This window comes from Streptococcus taonis, assembly GCF_029948085.1.
GTDB lineage: Bacteria > Bacillota > Bacilli > Lactobacillales > Streptococcaceae > Streptococcus > Streptococcus taonis.
In genome coordinates, this window is record NZ_JARZZP010000011.1 from 26,409 (window position 1) to 52,539 (window position 26,131).

The window sequence follows — 26,131 nt, forward strand, 5'->3', positions numbered from 1 at the left end:
TCATATCAAAACAAGGCACTAACTTGTTTAACACCCACAAATCTTTCTAATTTTTTCTTCTACTAGTATAACAAAAAAAGGGAAGAAGGCAAACTTCCCTGTTTAGTCATTGGATTGATTGTCTTCCCATTCGTGATAAGCAGCGTAGAGCTGACTTTTGTTCCACTGATAAATCTTCGCAACTTCCTTAATGGCTTGATTTTTCTTCATGCCTTGCTGGATACGTTCTTGGATTTCTGAGAACAAGTCCTCTTCATCCTTATCCTCTACTTCTTGACTAGCTCCTTCTACAATGAGAAGACACTCGCCCTTAAGTGGTGTTTCAGAAATACTTTCTAGTAGCTCTGAAATCTTTCCTCGTTGGTATTCTTCATAGATTTTGGTCAATTCACGAACCAAGACCACCGAGCGATCACCATAGACTTCTAGCATATTCTCCAGTGTATCTGCTACACGGTGAGGAGATTCATAGAAAATCTGAGTTTCTGGATAAGCTTTTTTCGCTTCGAAAAACTGCTTTTGTTGACCTGACTTTCGTGGTAGAAAACCATAAAAGATGTGGGGTTGGGGTGCCAAGCCACTAGCAATCAAGGCAGAAATCCCTGCACTAGCTCCTGGAACTGTGACAACTGCGATATCTTCTCTAATGGCAGCCTTGACCAAATCATGACCCGGGTCAGAAATACTAGGCATCCCTGCATCAGATACTTGGGCAAGATTTTGACCTTGTTTCAACAAACCAATCAAATCAGGAATTTTTTCCTTGGCATTATGTTCGTGAAAACTGATTTGCTTGGTTGAGATCTCAAAATGCTTGAGCAAAAGTCCCGTATTACGAGTGTCTTCTGCCGCAATCCAGTCGACCTCTTTCAAGGTCTGAATGGCGCGAAAAGTCATATCATCTAGATTACCAATTGGCGTTGCGACTAGATAAAGCTTGCCATAGGGAGATTGTCCCTTAAAACTCTTTTGAATCTGCATACTTACTCCCTAAACAACAGTTCATCACAGAACATACATTCTGCATCTTGCTCTCGACGTTGGCCATAAAAGTCACGGCAAACATGAAAACCGTCCTCATAAATGCGACGGACATTTTCCCTCACATGTTTCGTTTTGGCTGGAGCTGTCTCCTCAACCTCTCCCAAACGTTCTCTCAGTTTATCATTTTCTAAACGAAGAGCTGTATTTTCCTCTACCAGACTCTTGAGATTTTTCTTGATAGCTTCGACGTCTGCCAAGGTTACCAACAATTGCTGTGAAAAGTCATCTAAAGCATCAAATAATTCTTTTTTATTCATTACAGCCCTTTCTATAATCTATCTTTACTTTAAATTTTTTTGTAAAACGAGGTATTCCAAAGCGTTTTGAAAGCTAACATTGGCCCGCCACATTTTACGAGTTTGGACGAAATTTTGCAAAATATTTCGAGCTGAAACATTGAGAATCTCTTGACCAGCTAGTACCTCTAAAATCCTGAGCACTTGATCTTGCTTTTCTTTATCATCAGCCAAACTCGTTAATTTTGCAACTTGCAAATAGGATTCTTTTTTATGGGCTAAAAGCCAAGAAAAGAGGCGTTCACTTTCATCTACTAGTGTCCAAAATCCTGCTTGATGGACAAGCTTATCAGCCTCTGCCTGCGATTGACTAAACTGAGCCAATAGCTTAGCTTTATTTTTTACTAAACCAGCCTCTTCAAGCTGTGACATTAAAGTAGAGACTTGCTTCTTAAATTGGAAAATCTGTGTCCGACTTCGAATTGTTGGTAACATCTGTTCCTCATCATCGGTCAAAAAGAAAATATAAATCTCACTTTGTGGCTCTTCAATAACCTTCAAGAGTGAATTTGCAGCATTCACATGCATTTTTTCTGCTTGTTCGATAATAAAGACCTGACGTTGATTTTCAATACCAGACTGGGAAAATTGACCAACTAATTCTCGAATACGCTCCGTCTTAATGACTTGATTCAGAGGTTTAATTATGGTCACATCAGGAAACTCTTCCTGCTCAATCAATTTACAATTCCGACATTTTTCACAAGGAAAAATACCAGTTTTCTCACTACAAAAGAGACTTTTAGACAAGAAAAGGGCCATCTCTAAACTTCCAAAATTACCTGAAAAAAGATAGGCGTGATTGAGTTGTCCTTGCTCCAAGATATGAACAAAACGTTCAAATTGTAGAGGTTGACAAGCTCTTAATTGCTCTTGTTTCATCTCCTTAATCCCATCCTGTCAAAAAGTAGCTGCTGCGTATTTTCAATCACTTGATCAAGTGGTAGGCTAGCATCGATTTTTTCGATGCGATTTCCTTCTCTTTCAATAAGAGAAAGGTAACCTTGACGAACTTTTCGGTGTAGATCCAGACCTTCCATGTCCAAACGATTGACTTCCCGATTACTGTTGGCAGCAATACGTGCCAGGCCCTCTTCGACCTCAATATCAAAATAAAGAGTTAAATCAGGTTTCAGTCCATCAGTCGCAAACTGATTAAGCCAATCAATGGCATCGATATCTAAACCACGCCCAAAGCCCTGATAAGCAACCGAACTATCAATAAATCGATCCATGATAACCAGTTTTCCAGCTGCAAGTGCTGGTAAGACCTTTTCCACCAAGTGTTGTCGACGACTAGCAATATAGAGGAGAAGCTCAGTCTTAGGATCCATTTCAGTATGACTAGGATCTAGGATAACTTCGCGAATTTTTTCTCCAATTAAGACCCCACCTGGTTCACGGGTTGTTAAAACTTCTACTCCCCTATCCTCTAGTACAGGGATTAGGGCTTCAAGAACGCTTGTTTTTCCTGCTCCCTCTGGTCCCTCAAGAGAGACTAAAAATCCTTTTGACATGTCTGACTCATTTCTATTTTTCTCTCTTCTATTCTATCAAAAAAATGGGGATTTGTGAAAAGCTTTTTTCATTTCCTTCTTTGTAAGAAAAAAAGAGGGTGAGTTTTAACACTCACCTCTTATTTACCTAATTCTTGAGTTTTTTTGTAGGCTTGGTTGACAGCATCCATAACGGTTCCTCTAAAAGCATGTTCTTCTAGACTTGCTACACCAGCAATGGTCGAACCTCCAGGGCTGCAAACTTGGTCTTTTAAGACTCCAGGATGTTGCTGACTTTCTAGTACCATTTGACCTGCACCAACTACTGTTTGAGCCGCCATTTTCAGAGCCATTTCTCGTGGCAATCCTGTCTGAACACCTGCATCCGCCAAGGCTTCGATAAATAGATAGACAAAGGCTGGTCCACAGCCTGCAAGCCCTGTTGCTGCATCTATTAAAGCATCGCTTAATTCAACTAACTGGCCAGCCTTGGCTAACAGTTGACAAAATAGTTCATTGTCTTCTGGATGACAATTTGCAGACAAGGCATAACTAATCACTCCTTGCCCAATAGCAACAGGGGTATTAGGCATAATACGAATAATCCTATGGTGACTTGGAAGAAGACTAGCAAGTTTTTCCAAGGTCAAACCAGCAGCCATGGAAATCAAAAGAAGACTTTCTCGTTTCTCAAGGACTGGCTGATATTGAGAAAGCAGTTCTGAGAACTGTGCTGGTTTAACTCCTAGAAAAATCACATCTGCTTCTGCAAAGATTTCGTCATTGCTAGAAGCCAGACCACCATAATTGGCAATAAAAGCATCCACCTTAGCTTGACTACGATTAGCAAGGAGAATCTGATGACTAGTTTTTGCCTGCAAGACTACCTTAGCTAAACTAGCACCCATATTTCCCAAACCTATAAATCCAATCTTCATCTCTTACTCCCTTATCTGTCCGTCACCAGTAACTACATACTTATAGCTAGTCAATTCTTTTAAGCCCATTGGACCACGCGCATGCAGTTTCTGAGTAGAAATCCCCATTTCACAACCAAGACCAAATTGGCCACCATCGGTGAAACGAGTTGAAGCATTGACATAAACCGCTGCCGAGTCCACTTGATCTGTAAAGTAAGTTATAGCATCAGCATTTTCTGTCACAATAGCATCCGAATGATGGGTACTGTGGGCTTCAATATGGGCAACCGCTTCTTCTAAACTGCTCACGACCTTAACCGCTAGGATATAGTCTAAAAACTCGGTGTCAAAGTCTTGTGGCTCTGCTGCTATACCTGAAATAAATTGACTAGCTTTTTCATCTAAACGGAATTGAAGCGGTTCAAGACCAGCTTCCTTTCGATCGGCAACCAAAACTTGCTCCAAGCGAGGAAGGAAGCTTGCCGCCTTGTCTTGATGAACAAGCAGCACTTCCATGGCATTGCAGACTGAAGGACGACTAGTTTTAGCGTTGTTTATGATCGATAGAGCCTTATCGTCGTCTGCGTCCTTATCGACATAAACATGAACAATCCCTGTCCCTGTCTCGATAACGGGTACAATAGCATTCTCAACCACTGCATTGATTAAGCCAGCCCCTCCACGAGGAATGAGAAGGTCTAGATAGCCCTTGGCCTTCATCATAGCATAGCTACTTTCACGGCTAGTATCTTCCACCAGTTGGATCACATCAGGATGAATGGTCGTTGTCTCCAAGCCCTTCTTCAAGGCTTTAACAATAGCATGGGCAGTTTGATAGGCATCCTTCCCACTACGAAGAACAACCGCATTTCCACTCTTGAGAGCCAAAGCAGCCGCATCAGATGTCACATTTGGACGGCTTTCATAGATAATGCCAATAACCCCCATAGCCACCCGTTTCTTGGTAATAACCAAGCCATTTTCAAGCTGACTCGTTTCTAAAACTTCACCGATTGGATCTGGTAAAGCAACCACTTCACGAATCCCTCTTGCCATTGCTTCAATACGTCCTGCATCCAAATAAAGACGATCCAACATAACATCTGAGATTTTTCCCTTGGCCGCTTCCATATCGAGGGCATTGGCCGCTAAAATCTCCTCAGTAGCAGCCACTAAGTGATCAGCCATGGCTAGCAAGGCTTGATTTTTCACATCTTCACTAGCTGTGTTGATTGATTTTTTAACAGCCTGTACCTGTTCAAATTGTTCTTGTGTACTTACCATAGTTTACCTCTAAAATTCTGTAAAGAGTAGTTGGATTTCAGGAGTAATGGAAATCCAGTCATCACGGTGAATCAGGACTCCCTTGGCTTTTTGAGAACGAAGGACATCTTTCAGCCCCGATGCACCTAGTTGTACTCTACCTTTTCCAAGTGATTTTCCAGTTTCCTTATCAAAAACAGTAACAATATCGCCATAAGAAAAGTTGCTCTCAACATCTACAACCCCTGATAAAAGGAGACTCTTTCCATGTTGAGAGAGGGCTTCTGCCGCCCCTTTATCAACCCAAATTGCTCCCTGACTTTTGGCATAAAAGGCCAGCCACTGCTTCTGGGTACGAAGTCCCTTTTCCTGTGCAACAAAGTAAGAACCATCCAAAGTCTTCTCTGCCGCCTCTATCATAGCATCAGCTTTCAAGGATGAACAAATATAAACCGGTACTCCTGACTCTGTCGCAATGGTCGCTGCCTTTATCTTAGTCAGCATTCCACCAGTTCCATTAGATGATCCTGATCCACCAGCCATATCAATAATTTCACGATTGATGGTCTCAATTCTCTCCAGACGTTTAGCTCTTGGATCCGAGTTAGGATTACCAGTATAAAGACCGTCTACATCTGTTAAGAGGACCAAAAGATCTGCCTGCACCATTGCTGCAACCTGGGCACTAAGTGTATCATTATCTCCGACCTTGAGCTCATCAATAACGACACTGTCATTTTCATTGATAATAGGAATCGCACCACGATTAAGCAGGACTGACAAAGCTTGATGGGCATTTTTATAACGTCGCTTATCGACAAAATCATCCTGAGTTAGCAAGATTTGCGCTGAAACAATCTGTCTTAAGAGCAAATTGGTTGTATATTCTTCCAGAAGCAATCCTTGACCAACCGCTGCTGAAGCTTGCTTATCCGCAATCTTGGTCGGTCGTTTTTTAAATCCTAAGGCTCCAAAACCTGCTGCAACAGCCCCAGAAGATACCAAAATCAGCTCATGACCTGCTTCATGCAGCATTGCAAGCTGTTGTGTGATAGCTTTTACTTTACTGCGAGATAAACTTCCATCTTTATGTGTCAAGGATGAAGTTCCAACTTTAAATACGATACGCTTGTACTTCATATTTTTCTCCAAATTTAATATTTAACCATTTTACCATGATTTTATGAAATTGTAAAAAAGTAACTCTCTCACTTTTGATCACAAAAAAAGAACCTTGCATAGCAAGATTCTTTTAGTGTCTGACTTAAATAATTGTTCTTCTGGGAACTAAATCGAATTAAGCTTCGATTTCTGTAACCATACCTGAACCAACAGTACGTCCACCCTCACGGATAGAGAATGTAGTACCTTGTTCTACGGCGATTGGGTGGATCAACTCAACGTCGATTGTCACGTTATCACCAGGCATTACCATTTCAGTACCTGCTGGAAGTTCGATTGAACCTGTAACGTCAGTAGTACGGAAGTAGAATTGTGGACGGTAGTTGTTGAAGAATGGAGTGTGACGTCCACCTTCTTCTTTAGTAAGGATGTAAACTTCACCTTTGAATTTAGTGTGTGGGTTGATTGAACCTGGTTTAGCGATAACTTGTCCACGTTCGATTTCGTCACGTTGAACACCACGAAGAAGGACACCTACGTTGTCTCCTGCAAGACCTTCGTCAAGTTGTTTACGGAACATTTCAACACCAGTAACAACTGCTTTTTTAGTTTCTTCTTTGATACCAACGATTTCGATTTCGTCGTTGACACGAACAGTACCACGGTCGATACGTCCTGAAGCAACTGTACCACGTCCAGTGATTGAGAATACGTCTTCGACTGGAAGAAGCAATGGTTTGTCAGTGTCACGTTCTGGTTCTGGAATGTACTCATCAACAGTGTTCATCAATTCCATGATGATGTCTTCGTATTTAGAGTCACCTTCAAGAGCTTTAAGAGCTGAACCTTGGATAACTGGAAGATCGTCACCTGGGAAGTCGTATTCTGAAAGAAGGTCACGGATTTCCATTTCAACCAATTCAAGCAATTCTTCGTCGTCAACCAAGTCGATCTTGTTCATGAAGACGATAAGGTGTTTAACACCAACCTGACGTGAAAGAAGGATGTGCTCACGAGTTTGTGGCATTGGTCCATCAGTTGAAGCTACTACAAGGATAGCTCCGTCCATTTGAGCGGCACCAGTGATCATGTTTTTAACGTAGTCCGCGTGTCCTGGAGCGTCGATGTGAGCGTAGTGACGTTTTTCAGTTTCGTACTCAACGTGCGCAGTGTTGATTGTGATACCGCGTTCGCGTTCTTCTGGAGCAGCATCGATAGACGCATAGTCTTTAGGTTGGTTAACTGCTGAAGGCAAGCGACGTGCCAAAACAGTTGTGATAGCTGCAGTTAGGGTAGTTTTCCCGTGGTCAACGTGTCCGATAGTACCAATGTTAACGTGTGGTTTACTACGATCGTATTTTTCTTTTGCCATTTGAGTAAAAGCCTCCAATAAAATATATTTTATAGATAGACAGTAGGCAATACAGTCTAACTTTCCTTACTATTTTATCAAATTTCAGCTAAATTGCAAGTGTTTTACAAAGTTTTTGTGAATTATTCTTATTCTTGCTCTACTTCCTCTACCAATTGATTTAAAATATCTATAAATAGGCTTATTTTCACAAAAAGCGATAGACCATAAATCAATAACCCAAGTCTGAATTTCCTATATTCAGCCCCGAAAGACTTCAATCATTCAGTTGTTTGTAAAAAAATATGTATTGAAAAATTAAAGTTTCATCATAAGAGATTTGAGAGTTTAAAACCAATAAAAAGTTTGATCAACTACAGCGCCAAAGATACAATGATCAAAAAAAGGTCGGGATTTTTTATCCCGACATCTTTATTCTGATAGATGTTTCTTAACTTCTTGTGCTTCCTTATGATTTTCATACAGTCGCGCTAAGAATTTAGCAATCTCTTTTAAAATGGAATAGGTTGGAACAGCAACAATCATCCCAATCACACCATAAATATTACTTGATAATAAAAGCAAGACTAAAATAGTAATCGGGTGAACCTTCATAACTCCACCCACGATACGTGGATATAAAATATTTCCATCAACTTGCTGAATAATCAACATATAAATGACAGCAATAATCATTTTATGAGGATCGGTGAAGAGATTTGAGATAATCATTGGAATCAAGCCAATGCTTGGTCCTACATACGGAATCAAATTAGCCAATCCAGAAAAAATGGCGAAGACCAAGGCATATCTTAGACCAATCACACTATAACCGATAAAAGCTAAACATCCAATAATAACTGCATCTATAGACACTCCACTAATGTAACGAGAAATAGTTGTATTTAGGTTTGTCAATAAACCAGATATGTTCAATTTATCTCGTTTTAATATAGTTCTTTCTAGCATGGGTAAAAATTTATGCCCATCAAGTAATAAGTAAATCAAGAAAACTGGTGTCATGATGATAATCAATACAGTGCTTACGAGTGCAGATAGAACACTTCCAACACTATTTGTCACACTGTTCAAGATATTTTGCAAAATATCAACATAAGAGAGGTTCAGTTGCTGAATAGTTTGTTGGATATCTAGATTTTGCTGGGCTGGATGTTTTGATAACTCAATGACTAAATCTTGAAGACGACCGTAAATGTTTTGACTCGAGTAAATTAAGCTACTTAACTGATTAATCAAAATCGGCAGCAGATAAACAAAACTAAGTACGAGTGCACAAACTAAGGCACAAAGGGTTAACAAAATCCCAATGATTCGATTGATTTTACATTCCTTCTCTAAAAAGATAACAATTGGGTTGGTTAGATAATACAAAAATCCTCCCAGTAAAAAAGGAATCATGATTGTATTTGCAACACTGACAAAGGGTGTAATAATAGCACCCATTTCTTTCCATAGATAGAAAATTAAGGTTATTAGTAGAATTTCAGTTGTCCAGAAGAATAGTTTGTTTCTCCGAAACATAGGCCACCTCCTCTTTTCCCTATTTTACCATATTTCAAAAAAGATTGATAGCCTTCATCATAAAAACAAGAATATTTTTTGTCTTTATGATAGAATAAAGTTACTATGAAGAAATTATTTTTAACATTAATCACGCTTATTTCATTTGGTTCTGCTACTACTGTTTTTGCTCAGGATTTTGATGTCGCAGCAAAACATGCCATCGCTGTTGAGGCTAACAGTGGTAAGATTTTGTATGAAAAAGATGCGACCCAACCGGTTGAAATTGCCTCTATCAGTAAACTACTTACCGTTTACCTAGTATATGAAGCTCTAGAGCAAGGCAAAATCACTCTTTCTACTCCTGTAGAAATCTCAGATTATCCTTACCAGCTCACTACTAATTCTGAAGCGAGTAACGTTCCTATGGAAGCTCGTAACTACACAGTTGAGGAATTGCTAGAAGCGACTTTGGTATCTAGCGCTAACAGTGCTGCTATCGCTTTAGCTGAAAAAATTGCCGGTTCTGAGAAGAACTTTGTAGATATGATGAAGGCCAAACTAGAAGAATGGGGAATCCAAGATGCTACACTCGTCAACACAACCGGCCTCAACAATGAAACTCTCGGCGCTAATATCTATCCTGGTTCTAAGAAAGATGATGAAAACAAATTAAGTGCTTATGATGTAGCTATCGTAGCTCGTAATCTGATTCTCAAGTATCCTCAGGTCTTAGAAATCACTAAGAAGCCTTCTTCTACTTTCGCTGGCATGACCATTAATTCTACCAACTATATGTTGGAGGGAATGCCTGCCTACCGTGGTGGTGTTGACGGACTTAAGACTGGTACGACTGATAAGGCTGGAGCATCCTTTGTAGGTACTACAGTCGAAAAAGGAATGCGCATCATTACTGTTGTTTTAAACGCTAACAACCAAGATACCAATCCATATGCACGCTTTACAGCTACTTCTTCTCTTTTAGATTATATTTCTTCAAACTTTGCTCTCCAGACAATCGTCAAGCAGGGTGAAAGTTATGAGGATAGTAAAAGTCCTGTCTTAGATGGTAAAGATGATAGTGTTACAGCAGTCGCAAAAGAAGATATCAAGATCGTACAACGTCTAGGCAGTCGAGCTCAATCAACTATCAACTATACCGCTGATACTACTGAACATACTGCACCACTTGAAGCAGGAACAGTGGTTGGGCACCTCACTTATGAAGATAAAGATCTAGTTGGTCAAGGATACATTACAACTGACAAACCTAGTTTTGAGATGGTCGCAGAAAAAAATGTCGAAAAAGCCTTCTTCTTAAAAGTTTGGTGGAATCGCTTCGTTCGTTTTGTTAACGAGAAGTTATAAAAAATCGAAAAATCGCGAATTTCGCGATTTTTTTCTTTATTCATTTTTAGCTACAGTCGAATGGTTATATCCATAAACAAAGTAAATAATAACGCCTATTAATAAAGCTAGTCCAAATGCCATCCATGTTTCAAGGGTATATTGAAGCATAAATGAAAGGCAAATCAGAATAGACAAGATTGGTAAAAAAGGAACCAGAGGAGTTTTAAATTCTCCCTCTTTTGGCATCCCCTTATCTTTTCTCAATTTGATGATCCCATAGGCTAGGAGAATAAGATAGGCTAAGGTGCAGATATTGAGAAAGGCTGCAATACTTGCAAGTGGAAAGATCCCAGCTGCAATTGCTGAAACAACACCAGTTAAGATAGTTGCATTCTTAGGGACACGACTGGTCTTAGTCACTTGTTTGAAACTCTGAGGCATGAGCCCATCACGTGCCAAACTATAAATCATTCGAGACAAGGCGTAAGTCATGGAAATACATACCGTAATCAAAGTAAAAATAGCAACGAGAGAAACGTAATTAGCTGCCCAACCAATACCAATACTTCTAAGAGCAAAAGCCACTGCATCATCAACATTGAGCTTGCTATAATGAACGATACCTGTCAATATCAAGGTAACCAAGGCATACAGAATGGTTACAATGGTTAAGGATAAAACAATCCCACGTGGAATATTCTTTTGTGGACTTTGAATTTCATCAACTGCCATAGAAATGGACTCAAACCCTAAGAATCCAAAGAACATGAGTGAAGCACCTGCCATAATTCCAGTGCTTCCACCATAAATTTGACCAAAACCAAATGGTGCAAAATCTGACCAATTTTCAGGTTTAATGTACCAAATTCCAACTAGGATAAATAAAGCAAGAGCAGAAAATTTTAAAACAACAAGAATAGAATTAAAACGAAGAGCTGCTTTCGAATTTAAAAGTACAACGCCTGTAACAAGTAGAATTACTAAAATTGGTAAAAAATCGATATAAGTACCATGTTTAGGATTAAAAGTTCCATTTAAGGCTTGTGGCAAGGAAATTCCATAATGGCTAAGCAAACCCTTAAAATAGGCCGCCCAACCAGAAGCAACACCTGAAACTGCTGTCATAAATTCCATAATGGTTAACCAACCAGCTATCCAGGCTGGAAATTCTCCCAAAATTGCATATAAATAACTATATGCTCCACCCGTTGCAGGAACACGAGAAGCAAATTCTGCAAAAAAGAGAGCAGATAAGGATACACAGATAGCAGAAATTACAATCGATACCACAAGGGCAGGTCCTGCTAGTGTTGCTGCAGCTGTTCCTGTAATGGTAAAAATACCTGTTCCCACCATAGCACCAATTCCCAAAAGAATTAAATCCCATAATTTCAAATGGCGGTGCATTTCCGTTTTACCTAGACTAACGTCTTTGGTTCTAAAAATATTCATATTTCATCCCCCACTTTATGTGATTGTATTATTTTACCATACAAAAGACTTTTTGTGAATATTTATAAGTATCTTTCGTCAAAAAAACTGAGAGTGGGACAGAAATCGGTAATTCGTTAGAATTCGATTTCGTCGTCCCACCTCCGCACAGTTGAGTAGGGCTGTAAAAGCTGATGAAATCAGCGAAGTAGAGCCCACTCAACCACTGCGTCTTGCTCGACAATCCAAAGACAATTGAGAGGCTAGGACTTTTGTCCCAGCCTCAGTTTCTGTTCATAAAGTTTATCCGACTGATCCTTCCATCTCGTAGCTAATCAAGCGGTTGAGCTCAACTGCATATTCCATTGGAAGTTCTTTTGTGAAGGGCTCTACAAATCCCATGACAATCATCTCTGTTGCCTCAGATTCTGACAATCCACGGCTCATGAGGTAATAGAGTTGTTCTTCAGAAATCTTAGATACCTTGGCTTCGTGCTCCAAAGCAACTTGCGAGTTATGAATTTCATTAAATGGAATAGTATCTGATGCTGACAGGTCATCCATGATAATAGTATCACACTCAATGTGAGAAACAGATTTCTTAGAGTTCTTATTAAAGGTCACTTGTCCACGGTAGTCAACCTTTCCTCCGCCTTTGGCGATGGATTTAGATACGATAGACGAGCTTGTATGTGGAGCATTGTGGATCATCTTAGCACCAGTATCTTGGTGTTGCCCTGCATTAGCAAAGGCAATCGAAAGCATAGTTCCACGTGCTCCTTCTCCATCAAGGTAAACAGATGGATATTTCATGGTTGTTTTGGCACCTAAGTTTCCATCAATCCACTCAACAGTCGCATCTTTCAAGGCCTTGGCACGTTTGGTTACCAAGTTATAAACGTTATCAGACCAGTTTTGGATGGTTGTATAACGCATGTAAGCTCCGTCCAAGGCAAAGATTTCTACAATGGCAGCATGCAAACTGTTACTTGAATAAGTTGGCGCTGTACATCCTTCTACGTAGTGGACACTTGCACCCTCATCAACGATAATCAAGGTACGTTCAAACTGACCTGTATTTTCGTTGTTGATACGGAAGTAAGTTTGAAGTGGGATATCTACCTTGACCCCTTTTGGTACGTAAATAAAGGTTCCACCCGACCATACTGCTGAGTTGAGGGCTGCCAACTTGTTATCTGTCGGCGGTACCAACTTGGCAAAGTATTGTTTAAACAAGTCTGGGTATTCCTTGAGGGCAGAATCCGTATCTGTAAAGATAATCCCCAATTTCTGGAACTCTTCCTTCATGTTGTGATAAACGACTTCTGACTCATACTGGGCAGAGGCCCCAGCTAGATAAGCACGCTCAGCTTCTGGAATCCCGATACGTTCAAATGTTTCCTTAATCTTTTCAGGAACTTCATCCCAAGAACGGGCTGGTTTATCAGATGGTTTTTGGTAATAGATCAGGTCATCAAAATCAATCTCTGACAAGTCTGCTCCCCAAGTTTGCATGGGCATTTTTTTGAAGGTTTCATAAGACTTCAAACGGAATTCTAACATCCACTCAGGTTCTCCCTTTGCAGCTGATAGTTCACGAATGACATCTTCATTCAATCCTTTTCCTGTCGATAGGACAGGCTCTACATCGTCATGGAAACCAAATTTATATTCACCAAGATCAATTGGTTTTGGTTCTACTCTTTCTTCAGCCATAATATCCTTTCTTTCATTCTTCATTACTTATGATTAATAAAACAAAGAAACTTTGTCTTATTTGTTTTCTTGGTCTTCAATTGTTTTTTTAAGGGCATTCCAAGCTAGGGTTGCGCATTTAATTCGTTGCGGAAATTTGGCAACTCCTGACAAGAAAGCTGCATCTCCAAGTTGATCTTGACGCTCATTCTTTTGACCTTGCACCATTTCAGAAAAGATGGTTGCAAGCTCTAGGATTTCTTGCTTGGTCTTTCCTAAGACTGCATCTGTCATCATACTAGCAGAGGCAGTTGAAATCGTACAACCAGAGTTTAGAAAAGCGATATCTTCCAAACGATCATCTGCATCAAACTTGACAGAGAGATTAATCACATCACCACAGGTTGGATTGTTGAGACTGATTTGTTCAGCGTCTTCTAACTTCCCTTGGTGATGGGGATTTTTCGAATGGTCCGCTACCACTGCCATATAAAGGCTATCTAGTTTAGAAAGTGCCATTGAAAAACTCCTTTGTCTTTAGTAAGGCATCGACTAGCTTGTCGCAGTCTGCCTTGGTATTATAGATATAAAAACTTGCACGAGCTGTTGCTGGAACGTCCAAATACTGGAGCAAAGGTTGAGCGCAATGGTGACCCGCTCGAACTGCTACTCCTTCATAATCCAGAGCAGTCGCAAGGTCATGAGGATGAAGGTCTCCTAGGTTAAAGGCAATGACACCTGAACGTTGAGCCAAATCTTGCGAACCGTAAATGGTCAAACCTTCAATTGCCTGTAATTTTGGAAAGACATATGCGATCAATTCTTGTTCATGGGCTTCAATCGCATCCATACCAATCTTTTCAAGATAATCCACGGCAGCTGCAAGTCCGATCGCTCCTGCCATATTAGGAGTTCCAGCCTCAAATTTCCAAGGTAATTCCTTCCAGCTTGCAGATTGTTCATAAACGAAATCAATCATCTCGCCACCAAACTCCACCGGTGACATTTGTTCCAGATACTTTTCTTTGCCATAAAGAACACCGATGCCTGTCGGACCAGCCATCTTGTGACCTGAGAAAGCAAAGAAATCTACATCCAAGTCCTGGACATCAATCTTCATATGCGGTGTAGACTGAGCACCATCTACAACCATAATAGCTCCAACTTTATGAGCCATTTGCGTGATTTCTTTGATAGGATTGACCACTCCAAGAACGTTGGAAGCATGTGCTAGTGAAACGAACTTAACCTTATCCGTCAATTTAGATCGCAAGTCATCCATATCCAGAGCGCCATCTTTGAGATAGACATAGACAAGCTCTGCCCCAGTCTTGCGACAAGCTTCCTGCCATGGAATTATATTGGAATGGTGTTCCATGACAGAAATCAAAACTTGGTCTCCCTCAGTCAAGATTTCCTCAGCGAAGCGTGCCACCCAGTTGAGACTGGTTGTGGTACCTCTAGTAAAGAGGACTTCCTTGGTAGAGCCTGCATTGATGAACTTACGAATAGTTTCACGAGCAGCTTCATAGGATGCTGTCGCTCGTTCTGCCAAAGTGTGAACTCCACGGTGAACATTGGCATTGTCCTGCTCATAGTAGTGATTAATGGCTTCCAGAACTGCTAGTGGTTTTTGTGTCGTCGCAGCATTATCCAGATAGACCAAAGGCTCGTCGTTGACAATCTGGTCTAAAATTGGAAAATCCTTACGAATCACTTCTACATCTAACATAGGCTTCCCCTTAGCGTTTTGACAATTTTTCTTCAATAGTTGCAATCATTTCATCGCGAACTTCTTTGACTGGAATCTCAACGATAACAGATCCAAGAAAACCACGAACAACTAAGCGCTCTGCAGTTGCCTTGTCCAAGCCACGGCTCATGAGGTAGTACATATCTTCTGGATCTACTTGTCCGATAGAAGCCGCGTGACCCGCAGTAACATCATTTTCATCAATCAAGAGAATTGGGTTGGCATCTGAACGCGCTTGGTCAGAAAGCATGAGAACACGGCTCTCTTGTTGGGCATCTGCTCCCTTAGCTCCTTTGATGATGTGACCGATACCATTGAAGGTCAAAGTTGCTTTTTCAAGGATAACCCCATGTTGTAGGATATTTCCGATTGAGTTGCAACCATAGTTAGTCACTCGTGTATCAATCCCTTGTACCTGACGACCACTTGATAGGGCAACGACCTTAAGATCTGCATGGCTACCATTACCAATCAAGTCACTATCAAAGTCTGCAACGACGTTTCCTTCGTTCATGACACCGATAGCCCAGTCAATATTTGCATCGTTGCCCAATTTACCACGGCGGCTAATGTAGGCTGTAACATTTTCGCCTAGACGGTCAATCGCTGCAAACTTCACTTGCGCGCCAGAACGAGCGATGACTTCTACTGTGATATTGGCAGTTGCCTTAGCACTACCTTGGCCACGTGACTCAAGACGTTCAAGGTAGCTAATCTTACTATTCTTACCCGCGATAATAAGGATATGCTTGTTAAACGGCACATCGCTATCGCTGTCTTGGTAGAAAATACCTTCGATTGGTTCTGTGATTTCTACGTTATCAGGAATGTAGAGAACAGCACCACTGTTAAAGTATGCTGTATGGTAGGCCGCCAACTTGTCATCATCATATTTAACAGATGACATGAAGAATTCCTCAATAAGCTCTGGAATTTCTTCTAAAGCTGAATGGAAGTCTGTAAAGACCACCCCTTGCTCAGACAATTCAACTGGAATTTGCTCAAAAACTGTTTGTGTTCCTACTTGAACCAATTTTAAGTGATTATCTAGAGCTGTGAAATCCGGAACATTTGCTGATGGCTCATTTTTTGTAATCGTTCCGTCACCCAGATTCCAACGGTGGAATTTGACACGCTCAATAACTGGTAATTCCAAAGTCTCAATCTTGTCAAAAGCTTTTTGACGGAGATCAGCCAACCAGCTTGGTTCAGCGTGCATTTCTGAAAAAAGTTTAATATTTTCTTTAGTCATTTACTTCTCCTAAAAGATACGAGGGAATTACAATTCTTCCTTGTAGTCGTAGCCAAGTTCTTCAGCTAGTTTTGCGTATCCTTCACGTTCCAAACGCGCAGCCAATTCTGGACCACCTGAAAGGACAACACGACCTTCCATCATCACGTGTACCACATCAGGTGTGATGTAGTTCAAAAGACGTTGGTAGTGAGTGATAATCATAGCACCAAAACCTTCACCACGCATGGCATTGACACCTTTAGACACAACCTTAAGAGCGTCAATATCGAGACCAGAGTCAATCTCATCCAAAAGGGCAAAAGTTGGTTCCAACATCAAGAGTTGAAGAATTTCATTACGTTTTTTCTCACCACCAGAGAAACCTTCGTTGAGGTAACGCTCTGCCATTTCTTCTTTCATGTTGAGCAATTCCATCTTCTCATCCAATTTAGTGATAAACTCACGAACTGAAATCTTCTCATCGTCTTCTTTACCAGCATTCATAGCTGCACGAAGAAACTCAGCGTTGGTAATTCCAGGAATTTCTGATGGGTATTGCATAGCTAGGAAAAGTCCCATACGCGCACGCTCATCCACTTCCAATTCAAGGATGTTCACACCGTCAAACAAGACTTCACCTTTAGTGACTTCATAGTTTGGGTTCCCCATAATAGCAGCTGAAAGAGTAGACTTACCGGTACCATTTGGTCCCATGATAGCTGCAATTTCTCCTGTTTTAAGAGTCAGATTAACCCCTTTTAAAATTTCTTTTCCTTCAATCTCAACGTGAAGATCTTTGATCTCTAATACTGACATGATAGTTCCTTTCTTTTTCAATCCGTTTTACCATTTTTGCTAGAAAATTGTCCTTATTTTTCTAGTAAAAAACGATAAAATGTCAATAAATATACTTTAATAGTATAACAAAAAAAAGCCTAAAAGGCTTTAATTTTGTCTAGAAGCTGAGGGTTACTTCTTTCCTTTAAAATGGTCATCTATAGCATTGACAATTTTCCCCATGATATAGCTTACTCGAAAATTTCTCAGGATTAAAATAGCCCAGAGCAAGGCCATAATATACCGTTGTGCCATGATAGACTCATTGAAATAATAAGTCTCGGCAGCAGTAAAGAAGGCCATGATTATAAATTGTTGTCTGTTCATCGTATTATGTCACAATATCCTTTTAATCTTCTGCCATGGTTACTTTATCAGCTAAAAATTCAAATCCTTCTGGAATCAGACTCTCTTCTGCTTCTTTTTCAGTTTGAGAAGATTTGGCTTTGGCAGAAAAGGCTGCGCGAACTTCTTTCCATTCTTCCATGGAAATAGCAAGAATCTCTGGTGAAAATCCCGCTGCTTGACTAAGGATATTGCCAAACATGGTGTTCAGATTATCACGTTTCATGGTCTGGCCAGCATTGAAGTTAGATTCAAAAGCAAGAATCGCATGATGTTCATTGGCCGCAACAGGTTGAGAGCCAACTAAAAGTGCCTTATCAGGACCTGATAAGCTTTCAATAACTTCTCCCCAAGCATTTTGAAGACGGATTAGATTTTGACGTGCCAAATCAGGATTTTCAACAGCTTCTTGAAGAATAAATTGAACCTTATTGCGATCTACACGGTAGACTGACTTGGTGTTAACTGGGCGACTTGGTGTTGGTGTAGCCTGCTTGGGACTCGTATTAACATTTGCTAGGGCCTGTTTCAATCGCGCAACTTCTTCTCTTAGTGATGCCAATTCACCAGCGACTTGACCTGTTATTTCAGGCTTAACTTCAAGCTCAGCTAGACGAATAGTCATCATTTCAGCATAAATCTTAGGTTGTAAACTAGCCTTGATATCAGCTAAACTACTTGTTGCAATTCCAATCATCTCGAACAAAACAGCCTGTGAAAGACCTAGGTTATCCTTAAAGAGATCACTATAGTGAGTATTCTCCCCACCAGTTTGGACAATCAAAATATCTCGTAAATATTGCAACAAATCTGTCACAAAACGGGTCATGCTCTTTCCGTTATCAAAAATCAAATCAAGATTTTCCAAAGCACGAGCCACATCCTTTTGTGCCAAAGCAGCCACATAATCATCCAAAGCACTTAGACTAATGGTTCCAGTGATTTCCTCAGAAACTGCTGTCGTCAATCTAGATTCCTGCGTCAAACTCAAGGCCTGGTCTAAGATGGACAAGGCATCCCGCATACCACCTTCGGCTCGGCGAGCAATAATCTCAACAGCTTCAGACTCATAATCAATCCCTTCCTTCTCTAAAATATGGAAGATATGATCTCGAATATCCTGAGTTCTAATAGATTTGAACTCGAAGCGTTGAACCCGAGATAAAATGGTTGCAGGAATCTTATGGAGCTCTGTCGTTGCTAGGATAAAGACAACATTTGGAGTTGGTTCCTCAAGAGTTTTCAAAAGAGCATTAAAGGCTCCTGTTGAAAGCATATGGACCTCGTCGATGATATAAACCTTATAGTGGGCAACACTCGGAGCATAAGTTGATTTATCACGGATGTCACGAATTTCATCAACCCCATTGTTAGAGGCTGCATCCATTTCGATAACATCCTCTAAACTACCGTTTGTAACTGCCTGACAGATGTAACAGTTATTACAAGGTTCTCCCCCTACTTGATTAGGGCAATTCATGGCCTTAGCAAAAATCTTAGCTACACTGGTTTTTCCAGTTCCGCGGGGTCCTGAAAATAGATAGGCGTGGCTTATTTTTTCCTGTTCAACAGCTTGTTTGAGAGTTTTTGCTACCACCTCTTGACCTACTAGCTGTGAAAAGGTTTGGCTTCTATATTTTCGATAAAGGGCCTGATACATTACGCTTTCTCCTCAAACATTGAAAAGTTCCATTCAGTTTTATCTAACAAAATAGCTACAAACTCTTCTAAATACTTCTGATCCAGTTCATCATAATCATCGACAAGAGATGAATCCAAGTCCAATACACCCAGAAGTTGTCCATCTTTGACCATTGGCACAACAATTTCACTACGAGCACTACTATCGCAAGAAATATAGTTTGGATAGGTCTTTACATCACCAACAATAACTGTTTGAAGACTAGCCGCCGATTCTCCACAGACACCTTTTCCAAGAGCGATTCGTACACAAGAAACTCCGCCTTGAAAGGGTCCCAAGATCAGTTCATTCCCATCGAATAGGTAGAAACCTGCAAAAACAGTATTGGGAAAGTTTGTTTTTAGGAGGGCACTAGCATTTGATAAATTAGCCAAAACATTGGGCTCTCCTTCTAAAAGATAAGAGAGCTGTTCATTTATTGTTTGATAAAGTGATTCTTTTTCTGAATATAACATAAAACCATTATATCAAAAAATACTAGTAGAAAAAAGAAAAATCCTCTGTTTTAAAAACAAAGGATTTTTTTCAAATTCGAATGAATTAAAGTTCGATGTCTCCGAACAAGTCAGCCATTGAGAATCCTGTTTGAGTTTCAGGAAGTTCAAAGTCACGTTTTTCTTGACGTTTTGGACGACGTGGACGTGGAGCACGTTTTTCTTCTTTTTGTCCTTCTTCTTGAGCTGGACGTTCTTCAAGAGCTTTGATAGAAAGTGAAACGCGTTCTGCATCAGCGTTAACTTCAAGAACTTTAACAGTAACTTCTTGACCAACTTTAAGAGCTTCTTTTGGATTTTCAATACGTTTGTGTGAAATTTGTGATACGTGAACAAGTCCATCGATACCTGGCAATACTTCAACAAATGCACCGAAGTCAGTCAAACGTTTAACTGTACCTTCTACAACATCACCTTTAGCCAATTTTTGCTCAACGCCATCCCATGGTCCAGGTGTTGTAGCTTTAAGTGAAAGTGATACACGTCCTTCTTCTTCGTTAAGATCAAGGATTTTCACTTCAACTTCTTCACCAACAGTTACAACTGATTTTGGTGAAACGTTACGTTCGTGTGACAATTCAGTCAAGTGAACCAATCCGTCAACACCACCAAGGTCGATGAAAGCACCGAAGCTTGTGATACGTGCAACTTTACCAGTTACAACATCACCAACAGCCAATTTACCGAATACTTCAGCACGAGCTGCTGCAGTTGCTGCTTCTACAACTTCACGACGTGAAAGGATGAAGCGGTTTTCTTTAGGATCAACTTCTTTGATTTTAGCATCAAACTCTTGACCTACAAAACGCTCAGTGTTACGTACAAAACGAGTGTCCAACATTGAAGCTGGGATAAATCCACGTACGCCTTCAAATTCAACTGAAAGTCCACCTTTAACAGCGCGAGTTCCTTTAACTGTAACAACTTCTTCTTCGCGCCCTACAAGTTTGTCCCATGCTTTGCGAGCTTCAAGGCGTTTTTTAGATACAAGGTATGTTACTGTATCAGTATCTTTACCAACCACTTGACGAAGTACAAGAACATCCAATACTTCACCTACTTTTACAAAGTCATTGATATCTGCATCGCGATCGTTTGTCAATTCGCGAAGAGTCAAGACACCTTCAACACCAGTTCCTGAGATTGCAACGTTAGCTTGAGTAGCATCAACTGTCAATACTTCAGCACTAACAACATCACCTGGCTCAACTTGGCTAACGCTATTTAGCAAATCTTCAAATTCGTTCATCTAAAAAATCCTCCAACAATCAAGTTTTTCTTAAACTTGACATACTTATAATTTTTTTCCTAAGCACCCGCAAGGACATGTTCATATCGTTCACGTCTTTCAATTATAAAAATAAAATACCCTAAGATATTTTTCTTTTTATCTTGAATTTATTACCTAAGAACTGGGGTAGCTGGATTCGAACCAACGCATGAGGGAGTCAAAGTCCCTTGCCTTACCGCTTGGCTATACCCCAAAAGTGAAATGGAGAGAGAGGGATTCGAACCCCCGAACCCGAAGGAGCGGATTTACAGTCCGCCGCGTTTAGCCTCTTCGCTATCTCTCCAATGTTCAACAAAAACTATTATATCATGAAAATTCACAAAAAACAAGCTTTATTTTGCTAAATTATAGTTTTCAATCAAAATTTCCACAGCTTTTTCAAGTTTTTTATAAAAACTATCGACATTTCCATTCTTTATGATTGCAAATTGATTATCTAGTTCAGCAATTTCACCAATAACCTTTTTACCAATCGTTAAAGTATACCCTTCATACTTTTCCTTACCAACTAAAACAGTTGCGTCTGTTAATTGAATTTCAATTTTTTTATCTTTTTTACTCATACGATACCTCTTTTCACTCTTCCTATTGTACAAGAAATTTAAAAAACTGGCAAGAAAAAACTCTTTATAAGGGCAGCCTTGATAAAGAGTTTTTGTGAGAGAATCTAATTTTTTAATCTAGGGAAGACTCATTGTTAGTGGGTTGTTCCACCCACTAATTTTATGTCCTTATCTTTATAATCTACGATGGCACCAATCGCAGCTTCGATACCTCTGACGATATCAGTTAAATTCATAGATGCTGTATTAGATTTATTTATCACCTGTTCTGTCATATAGGGAATATGCATAAAACCTGCTCTCATATGGGGAAATTTCTTATCCGCTAAATAGAGAGCCTGATACATCAAATGGTTGCAAACAAAAGTTCCTGCTGTATTTGAAACTGTAGCTGGTAGCCCTTCTTCTTTTATGGCTTGTACCATCGCTTTAATAGGGAGTGTGCTAAAATAGGCAACTTCTCCATCAAGGCGAATTGGAGTGTCAATCGGCTGATTTCCTTGATTATCTGGAATTCTAGCATCATCTTGATTGATAGCGACTCTCTCAGGAGTTAGACTAGCTCTTCCTCCTGCCTGTCCGATGCAAAGCACAGCATCTGGATGATATCGAACGATTTCCGCTTCTAAAACCTCTGCTGATTGATAAAAGACCGTTGGGATTTCTGCCCAATAAACCTCAGCCCCATGGATTTCTTTCGGTAATAATTTAACAGCTTCCAAGGCTGGATTGACCTTTTCACCACCGAAAGGGTCAAAACCTGTTACTAATATTTTCATTTTATTTCCTTTGCTAAAATGCCAAAAAGTACATCAAAAATACATGGATGATAATCATGATAACAGCTACTCCTATTTGCGCTTTGATAACCCCATTTGGATCTTTCATATCCAGGAGAGCTGCCGGTAAAGCATTAAAGTTAGCCGCCATTGGAGTCAATAAGGTTCCACAGCAACCTGCCGTCATCGCTAGAGCTGCAGCCACGATTGGATCAGCTCCTAAGGCAAATACAAAGGGAACACCAATTCCAGCAGTAATAACTGTGAAGGCTGCAAATGCATTCCCCATTATCATGGAGAATAGAACCATCCCAAGGACATAAGCCACTACACCCATAAAACGACTACCCGAAGGAACTAGACCGCTGATTAAATGCGAAATCAAGTCTCCAACGCCTGCAACGGTAAAAATTGCTCCCAAAGCCCCTAAAAGTTGAGGCACAATCCCACTAGTAGAGACTTGCTGAACCATGCGATTATTTTCTGCTAACAAGTTTTTAGGAGAACTCTTAGTAATCAATAAAAGAGAGATGGTTGCAGAAAATGCTGCAAGGCTGATAGCAATCTTACTAAAGTCAGGAATCATTTTTGCTAATACCAAAGCAATCAAAGCCATTAACATGACCGGAATAAAAATTTTATTCTTTAGTCGTTTCGCTTCAATGTTTGCCTTGACTTCATCCAGAGACGGTAAGGTTCCGATACGAACCTGTTTAAAGAGAGTTAGTAGTGCTAATAGCACTACGATAACTCCAATACAGATAGAAGGTAGATAAGATCCACCGATAAAACTGATGCCCAATAAAGCCCAAAACCCAGCTGTTCCAAAGCGAACTGGGTTTGTTTTATCTTTATAGCTACAATAAGCCGTATGAAGGAATTGACAACCAATCACAATATAGGTCAACTCTAATAACTGACTTGCTAGATTGCTCATTCTTCTTTTCCTTTACTAAGCTTTTTCACTAGCAGTTTTCTATCAAACAGGTAATTGTAAATTCCTACCACAAGTAGGGCCACTCCTGCAACAATAAGCGAAGCCGAAGCGATGCCTGCATAATTACTTTCATAACCTAATTGGTCCAGAGTGCCCCCCACCAAGAGGACACCACCTGCACCAACGAAAGTGTTCTGAGCAAAGAAATTTGCAAAATTATCATTTGCTGCTGCACGCGCTTTTAGCGCTTCACTCTCCTGCTCCGTTAATTTTCTACCTAATTGAGACTCTGCTGCTGCTTGTCCCATGGGTTGAACCAAAGGCCTTACAAACTGCGGATGTCCTCCTAGACGGATGGCAAAGAAGCTATCGAGTTCCCGAAAAAAGAAATACACTGTATAAAAACTTCCTACGGTCAGACCTTTAATCTTTTGAATCAAATCAATCGAACGTTGCTTGAGGCCAAAAGTTTCAGATAAACCTACCAGTGGCAAGGTTACCATAAAAATCGTAAGAACTCGTTGATTACTAAATTCTTTTCCCAAAATTTCCAAGAATTCAACAAGAGAAACTCCAGAAACTAGAGCGGTAACTAAACTAGCTAAGACTACCGTTGCGATTGTATCTAACTTATAGATAAAACCAACCACAATGATAAATATCCCTATTAGTTTAATCCATTCCATATAGGCCCCTTTATTCCAAAAGTACTAGTCTGTTTTATTTGACATGACTTTCTAATTCTTTTTGGTATTTATTGTTTGATTCCAATTTTTCTTTTTGCCATTTTTCAAGAGCTGCTTGATATTCTTTAGCAGTTACAATCTCTTTTTGCAATTTCATTCCCTTGAAGATGTATGGATCCCCCTTAATACCTACTTGTGAGTATGGTTTTGAGAAAGGAACGATGTTGCTAACAACAGGTGAACCACCTGATGAAGCTGTCGGTATCAAGAGAGAACTATCTGTGAGCCAAGCTTGGGCTTTAGCATATTTTTCATATCTCTTGTTCAAGTCGTTTGTCTCAGAAACTGCATCATCTAAGAGTTTCTTATATTGGTCCAAACCAAGTTGAGCTACTACTTCCTTATCTTTTCCTTTAGTAATACCAAGGTGTTTCATAGCAGAACCGGTCTTAGGATCCATGATATTGAGATAACTTGCCGGATCTTGATAACTTGGAGCCCATCCAGTACTGTTCAAATCATAGTCTTTTTGAGCAGGTACACGCGCTTGTGATGTAATACTTTCCTTTTCATTGTCAGTCATTTGAAGAACATCGATTACGACATTTTCAGAACCAAGAGTTGATTCGATTGATTGCTTGAAGGAATTGCTTTGCTGAACAGCAATTGTATTTGTCTGTTCAACTGGGACATCCAAGTGAATTGGGAAGGTTACACCTTTTGATTCCAATTCTTTCTTAGCTTTTTCAAATGAAGCCTTGGCTTTGTCAGGATTGTAGATGGTATCTTTTCCGTCTACAAGCTCAACACCTTTCCATTGGTCTCCATAGTTGATCAATTCTTTTTGAGCAATATCACCAAAGTTTTTACCACCAGATTGTACAAAGTTATCTGGTACTAAGCTATTACGAATAATCTTGTCCGCACCATCTTCACCATTGAGCTGGGCAGCATAAGAATGACGGTTGAAGGCAAAGTTGATGGCTTGACGGAAGTCCTTGTTCAACATTGCTTCTTTTGTAGAAGTTTTCTGTTCTTCACTTGTTTTCGCTGTCTTATTGAAAGATTGACGGTTTACATTAAAGGTAAAGTAGTAACTAGTTGAATCCTGTGGACTATATGTAATTTTATCCCCGTATTGTTCCAAAGTAGAAGCAAAGTTTGAGCTACTTGGGAAGAGGCGAGCTGTTGTGTAAACACCCGAAGAGAAGCTACGGATCAAGGATTCTTGGTCTGATCCATCATAGTAAGTTAATTTAACTTTCTCGATTTTAACCTTCTCTTTATCCCAATAATTTGGGTTCTTTTCATATTCGATTAAAGATTTTGAAGTCAATGTCTTCAAGATATATGGACCATTATAAAGAATACCTGCTGGGCTGACCGTTCCATAATTCTTACCTGATGCTTTGAGGAATTCTTCATTTACTGGCAACATAGTTGCTGAAGTTACTTTTGAATTCCAGAAAGTTTCAGGTGCGTTTAGAGTGTACTCAACAGTATAATCATCCACTGCCTTAACTCCAACTGTTGAGAAGTCGTTAGTCTCACCAGTCATATATTCATTCAAGCCCTTGATTGAGTTTTGAATAAGAGTGACACCGTCTGATTTGCCATCTGCTACGTGTTTCAACCCAGTAACAAAGTCATGCGCAGTAACTTCAGCGTATTCTTCACCTTCTGAAGTATACCATTTAACCCCTTTACGAAGTTTATAAGTATAAGTCAAACCGTCTTGTGAGACACTCCAATCCTCAGCGAGGGAAGGAATCAAATTCCCATATTCATCGTTTTCCAACAAACCATCAACGACGTTACCGATGATATCAGTTGTTGAAGTACGAGTTGCGATACTGTAGTCCAAAGATGATGGGTCTACTCCATAGACATAAGAGAAAGTTGTAGGCGCATCTGCTTCCTTGTCAGCTTTCCCACAAGCTACAAGAAGAACTGCTGTACTCAGGACCACTCCTGCTGTTAACATCCACTTTTTCGTTTTCATAAAGAACTCCTTTAATAAT

At 40.0% G+C, this 26,131-nt stretch carries 25 protein-coding genes and 2 tRNA genes; 1 reads left to right on the forward strand and 26 read right to left on the reverse strand.

Going from position 1 to position 26,131, the window contains the following annotated elements; translation table 11 throughout:
* Positions 1-102: 102 nt before the first annotated feature.
* The 9 genes from rsmI to QEZ38_RS06990 all read right to left on the reverse strand — a co-directional run bounded on the left by rsmI (position 103) and on the right by QEZ38_RS06990 (position 9,034).
* Entirely contained in the window at positions 103-981 is an 879-nt protein-coding gene (gene rsmI / locus QEZ38_RS06950; RefSeq protein ID WP_281335437.1) for a 16S rRNA (cytidine(1402)-2'-O)-methyltransferase, read from the reverse strand.
* 2 nt (positions 982-983) lie between these two features.
* The gene (gene yabA, locus QEZ38_RS06955; RefSeq protein ID WP_001034369.1) at positions 984-1,301 is read right to left on the reverse strand and encodes a DNA replication initiation control protein YabA; all 318 of its coding nucleotides are present in this window, start codon (positions 1,299-1,301) and stop codon (positions 984-986) included.
* Between the two features lie 24 nt (positions 1,302-1,325).
* A complete protein-coding gene (locus tag QEZ38_RS06960) occupies positions 1,326-2,222 on the reverse strand; it encodes a DNA polymerase III subunit delta' (RefSeq protein WP_153224999.1) in 897 nt (298 codons plus the stop codon).
* Positions 2,219-2,857, reverse strand: a complete 639-nt coding sequence (gene tmk / locus QEZ38_RS06965) for a dTMP kinase (RefSeq protein WP_045763718.1) — start codon at positions 2,855-2,857, stop codon at positions 2,219-2,221. The genes QEZ38_RS06960 and tmk overlap by 4 nt, the downstream gene beginning before the upstream one ends.
* Before the next feature lie 119 nt (positions 2,858-2,976).
* Positions 2,977-3,774, reverse strand: coding sequence for a pyrroline-5-carboxylate reductase (proC, locus tag QEZ38_RS06970; protein ID WP_281335438.1), 798 nt, complete (start codon positions 3,772-3,774; stop codon positions 2,977-2,979).
* Positions 3,775-3,777: 3 nt separating this feature from the next.
* Positions 3,778-5,040 (reverse strand): glutamate-5-semialdehyde dehydrogenase, encoded by a 1,263-nt coding sequence (locus QEZ38_RS06975; RefSeq protein ID WP_281335439.1) that lies wholly within the window; start codon positions 5,038-5,040, stop codon positions 3,778-3,780.
* A gap of 9 nt (positions 5,041-5,049) precedes the next feature.
* Positions 5,050-6,159: a glutamate 5-kinase gene (gene proB / locus QEZ38_RS06980; RefSeq protein ID WP_075231254.1), complete on the reverse strand. Its 1,110-nt coding sequence runs from the start codon at positions 6,157-6,159 to the stop codon at positions 5,050-5,052.
* A 157-nt stretch (positions 6,160-6,316) separates the two neighbouring features.
* Entirely contained in the window at positions 6,317-7,513 is a 1,197-nt protein-coding gene (tuf, locus tag QEZ38_RS06985) for an elongation factor Tu (RefSeq protein WP_001040718.1), read from the reverse strand.
* Positions 7,514-7,924: 411 nt separating this feature from the next.
* Entirely contained in the window at positions 7,925-9,034 is a 1,110-nt protein-coding gene (locus tag QEZ38_RS06990) for an AI-2E family transporter (RefSeq protein ID WP_075231255.1), read from the reverse strand.
* Positions 9,035-9,139: 105 nt separating this feature from the next.
* Between QEZ38_RS06990 and pbp3 the strand changes: the two genes are divergently transcribed.
* Complete coding sequence (gene pbp3, locus QEZ38_RS06995) at positions 9,140-10,381, forward strand: D-alanyl-D-alanine carboxypeptidase PBP3 (RefSeq protein ID WP_281335440.1); 1,242 nt, start codon at positions 9,140-9,142, stop codon at positions 10,379-10,381.
* A gap of 36 nt (positions 10,382-10,417) precedes the next feature.
* On the opposite strand, the gene QEZ38_RS07000 is transcribed toward pbp3, so the two are convergent.
* From QEZ38_RS07000 to QEZ38_RS07080, 17 genes are all read right to left on the reverse strand, one after another.
* Positions 10,418-11,815, reverse strand: a complete 1,398-nt coding sequence (locus tag QEZ38_RS07000) for an APC family permease (RefSeq protein ID WP_281335441.1) — start codon at positions 11,813-11,815, stop codon at positions 10,418-10,420.
* 282 nt (positions 11,816-12,097) lie between these two features.
* Complete coding sequence (sufB, locus tag QEZ38_RS07005; RefSeq protein ID WP_000797053.1) at positions 12,098-13,510, reverse strand: Fe-S cluster assembly protein SufB; 1,413 nt, start codon at positions 13,508-13,510, stop codon at positions 12,098-12,100.
* A 57-nt stretch (positions 13,511-13,567) separates the two neighbouring features.
* Positions 13,568-14,008, reverse strand: a complete 441-nt coding sequence (gene sufU / locus QEZ38_RS07010; RefSeq protein ID WP_281335442.1) for a Fe-S cluster assembly sulfur transfer protein SufU — start codon at positions 14,006-14,008, stop codon at positions 13,568-13,570.
* On the reverse strand, positions 13,995-15,221 hold the full coding sequence (locus tag QEZ38_RS07015; protein WP_281335443.1) for a cysteine desulfurase: 1,227 nt from the start codon (positions 15,219-15,221) through the stop codon (positions 13,995-13,997). Before QEZ38_RS07015 ends, sufU begins: the two co-directional genes overlap by 14 nt.
* A gap of 10 nt (positions 15,222-15,231) precedes the next feature.
* On the reverse strand, positions 15,232-16,494 hold the full coding sequence (gene sufD, locus QEZ38_RS07020) for a Fe-S cluster assembly protein SufD (protein WP_281335444.1): 1,263 nt from the start codon (positions 16,492-16,494) through the stop codon (positions 15,232-15,234).
* A 27-nt stretch (positions 16,495-16,521) separates the two neighbouring features.
* Positions 16,522-17,292 carry a Fe-S cluster assembly ATPase SufC gene (gene sufC, locus QEZ38_RS07025; protein ID WP_000114489.1) on the reverse strand — a complete coding sequence of 257 codons (771 nt, stop codon included), beginning with the start codon at positions 17,290-17,292 and terminating at the stop codon, positions 16,522-16,524.
* 153 nt (positions 17,293-17,445) lie between these two features.
* Positions 17,446-17,640, reverse strand: a complete 195-nt coding sequence (locus QEZ38_RS07030) for a DUF3272 family protein (RefSeq protein WP_281335445.1) — start codon at positions 17,638-17,640, stop codon at positions 17,446-17,448.
* A 22-nt stretch (positions 17,641-17,662) separates the two neighbouring features.
* Positions 17,663-19,318, reverse strand: a complete 1,656-nt coding sequence (gene dnaX / locus QEZ38_RS07035) for a DNA polymerase III subunit gamma/tau (RefSeq protein ID WP_281335446.1) — start codon at positions 19,316-19,318, stop codon at positions 17,663-17,665.
* Positions 19,318-19,815 (reverse strand): GAF domain-containing protein, encoded by a 498-nt coding sequence (locus QEZ38_RS07040; RefSeq protein ID WP_281335447.1) that lies wholly within the window; start codon positions 19,813-19,815, stop codon positions 19,318-19,320. The genes dnaX and QEZ38_RS07040 overlap by 1 nt, the downstream gene beginning before the upstream one ends.
* 85 nt (positions 19,816-19,900) lie before the next feature.
* The gene (gene rpsA, locus QEZ38_RS07045; RefSeq protein ID WP_001001618.1) at positions 19,901-21,103 is read right to left on the reverse strand and encodes a 30S ribosomal protein S1; all 1,203 of its coding nucleotides are present in this window, start codon (positions 21,101-21,103) and stop codon (positions 19,901-19,903) included.
* Positions 21,104-21,266: 163 nt separating this feature from the next.
* A tRNA-Gln gene (locus QEZ38_RS07050) sits at positions 21,267-21,338 on the reverse strand.
* A gap of 9 nt (positions 21,339-21,347) precedes the next feature.
* Positions 21,348-21,428, reverse strand: a tRNA-Tyr gene (locus QEZ38_RS07055).
* A 49-nt stretch (positions 21,429-21,477) separates the two neighbouring features.
* Positions 21,478-21,708 (reverse strand): DUF2969 domain-containing protein, encoded by a 231-nt coding sequence (locus tag QEZ38_RS07060; RefSeq protein WP_000037108.1) that lies wholly within the window; start codon positions 21,706-21,708, stop codon positions 21,478-21,480.
* Between the two features lie 134 nt (positions 21,709-21,842).
* On the reverse strand, positions 21,843-22,487 hold the full coding sequence (gene pcp, locus QEZ38_RS07065; RefSeq protein WP_281335448.1) for a pyroglutamyl-peptidase I: 645 nt from the start codon (positions 22,485-22,487) through the stop codon (positions 21,843-21,845).
* Between the two features lie 13 nt (positions 22,488-22,500).
* Positions 22,501-23,424 (reverse strand): DUF979 domain-containing protein, encoded by a 924-nt coding sequence (locus QEZ38_RS07070; RefSeq protein WP_281335449.1) that lies wholly within the window; start codon positions 23,422-23,424, stop codon positions 22,501-22,503.
* Positions 23,421-24,110 carry a DUF969 domain-containing protein gene (locus QEZ38_RS07075; protein ID WP_281335450.1) on the reverse strand — a complete coding sequence of 230 codons (690 nt, stop codon included), beginning with the start codon at positions 24,108-24,110 and terminating at the stop codon, positions 23,421-23,423. The genes QEZ38_RS07070 and QEZ38_RS07075 overlap by 4 nt, the downstream gene beginning before the upstream one ends.
* Positions 24,111-24,144: 34 nt before the next feature.
* The gene (locus QEZ38_RS07080) at positions 24,145-26,112 is read right to left on the reverse strand and encodes a peptide ABC transporter substrate-binding protein (RefSeq protein ID WP_281335451.1); all 1,968 of its coding nucleotides are present in this window, start codon (positions 26,110-26,112) and stop codon (positions 24,145-24,147) included.
* Positions 26,113-26,131 lie beyond the last annotated feature (19 nt).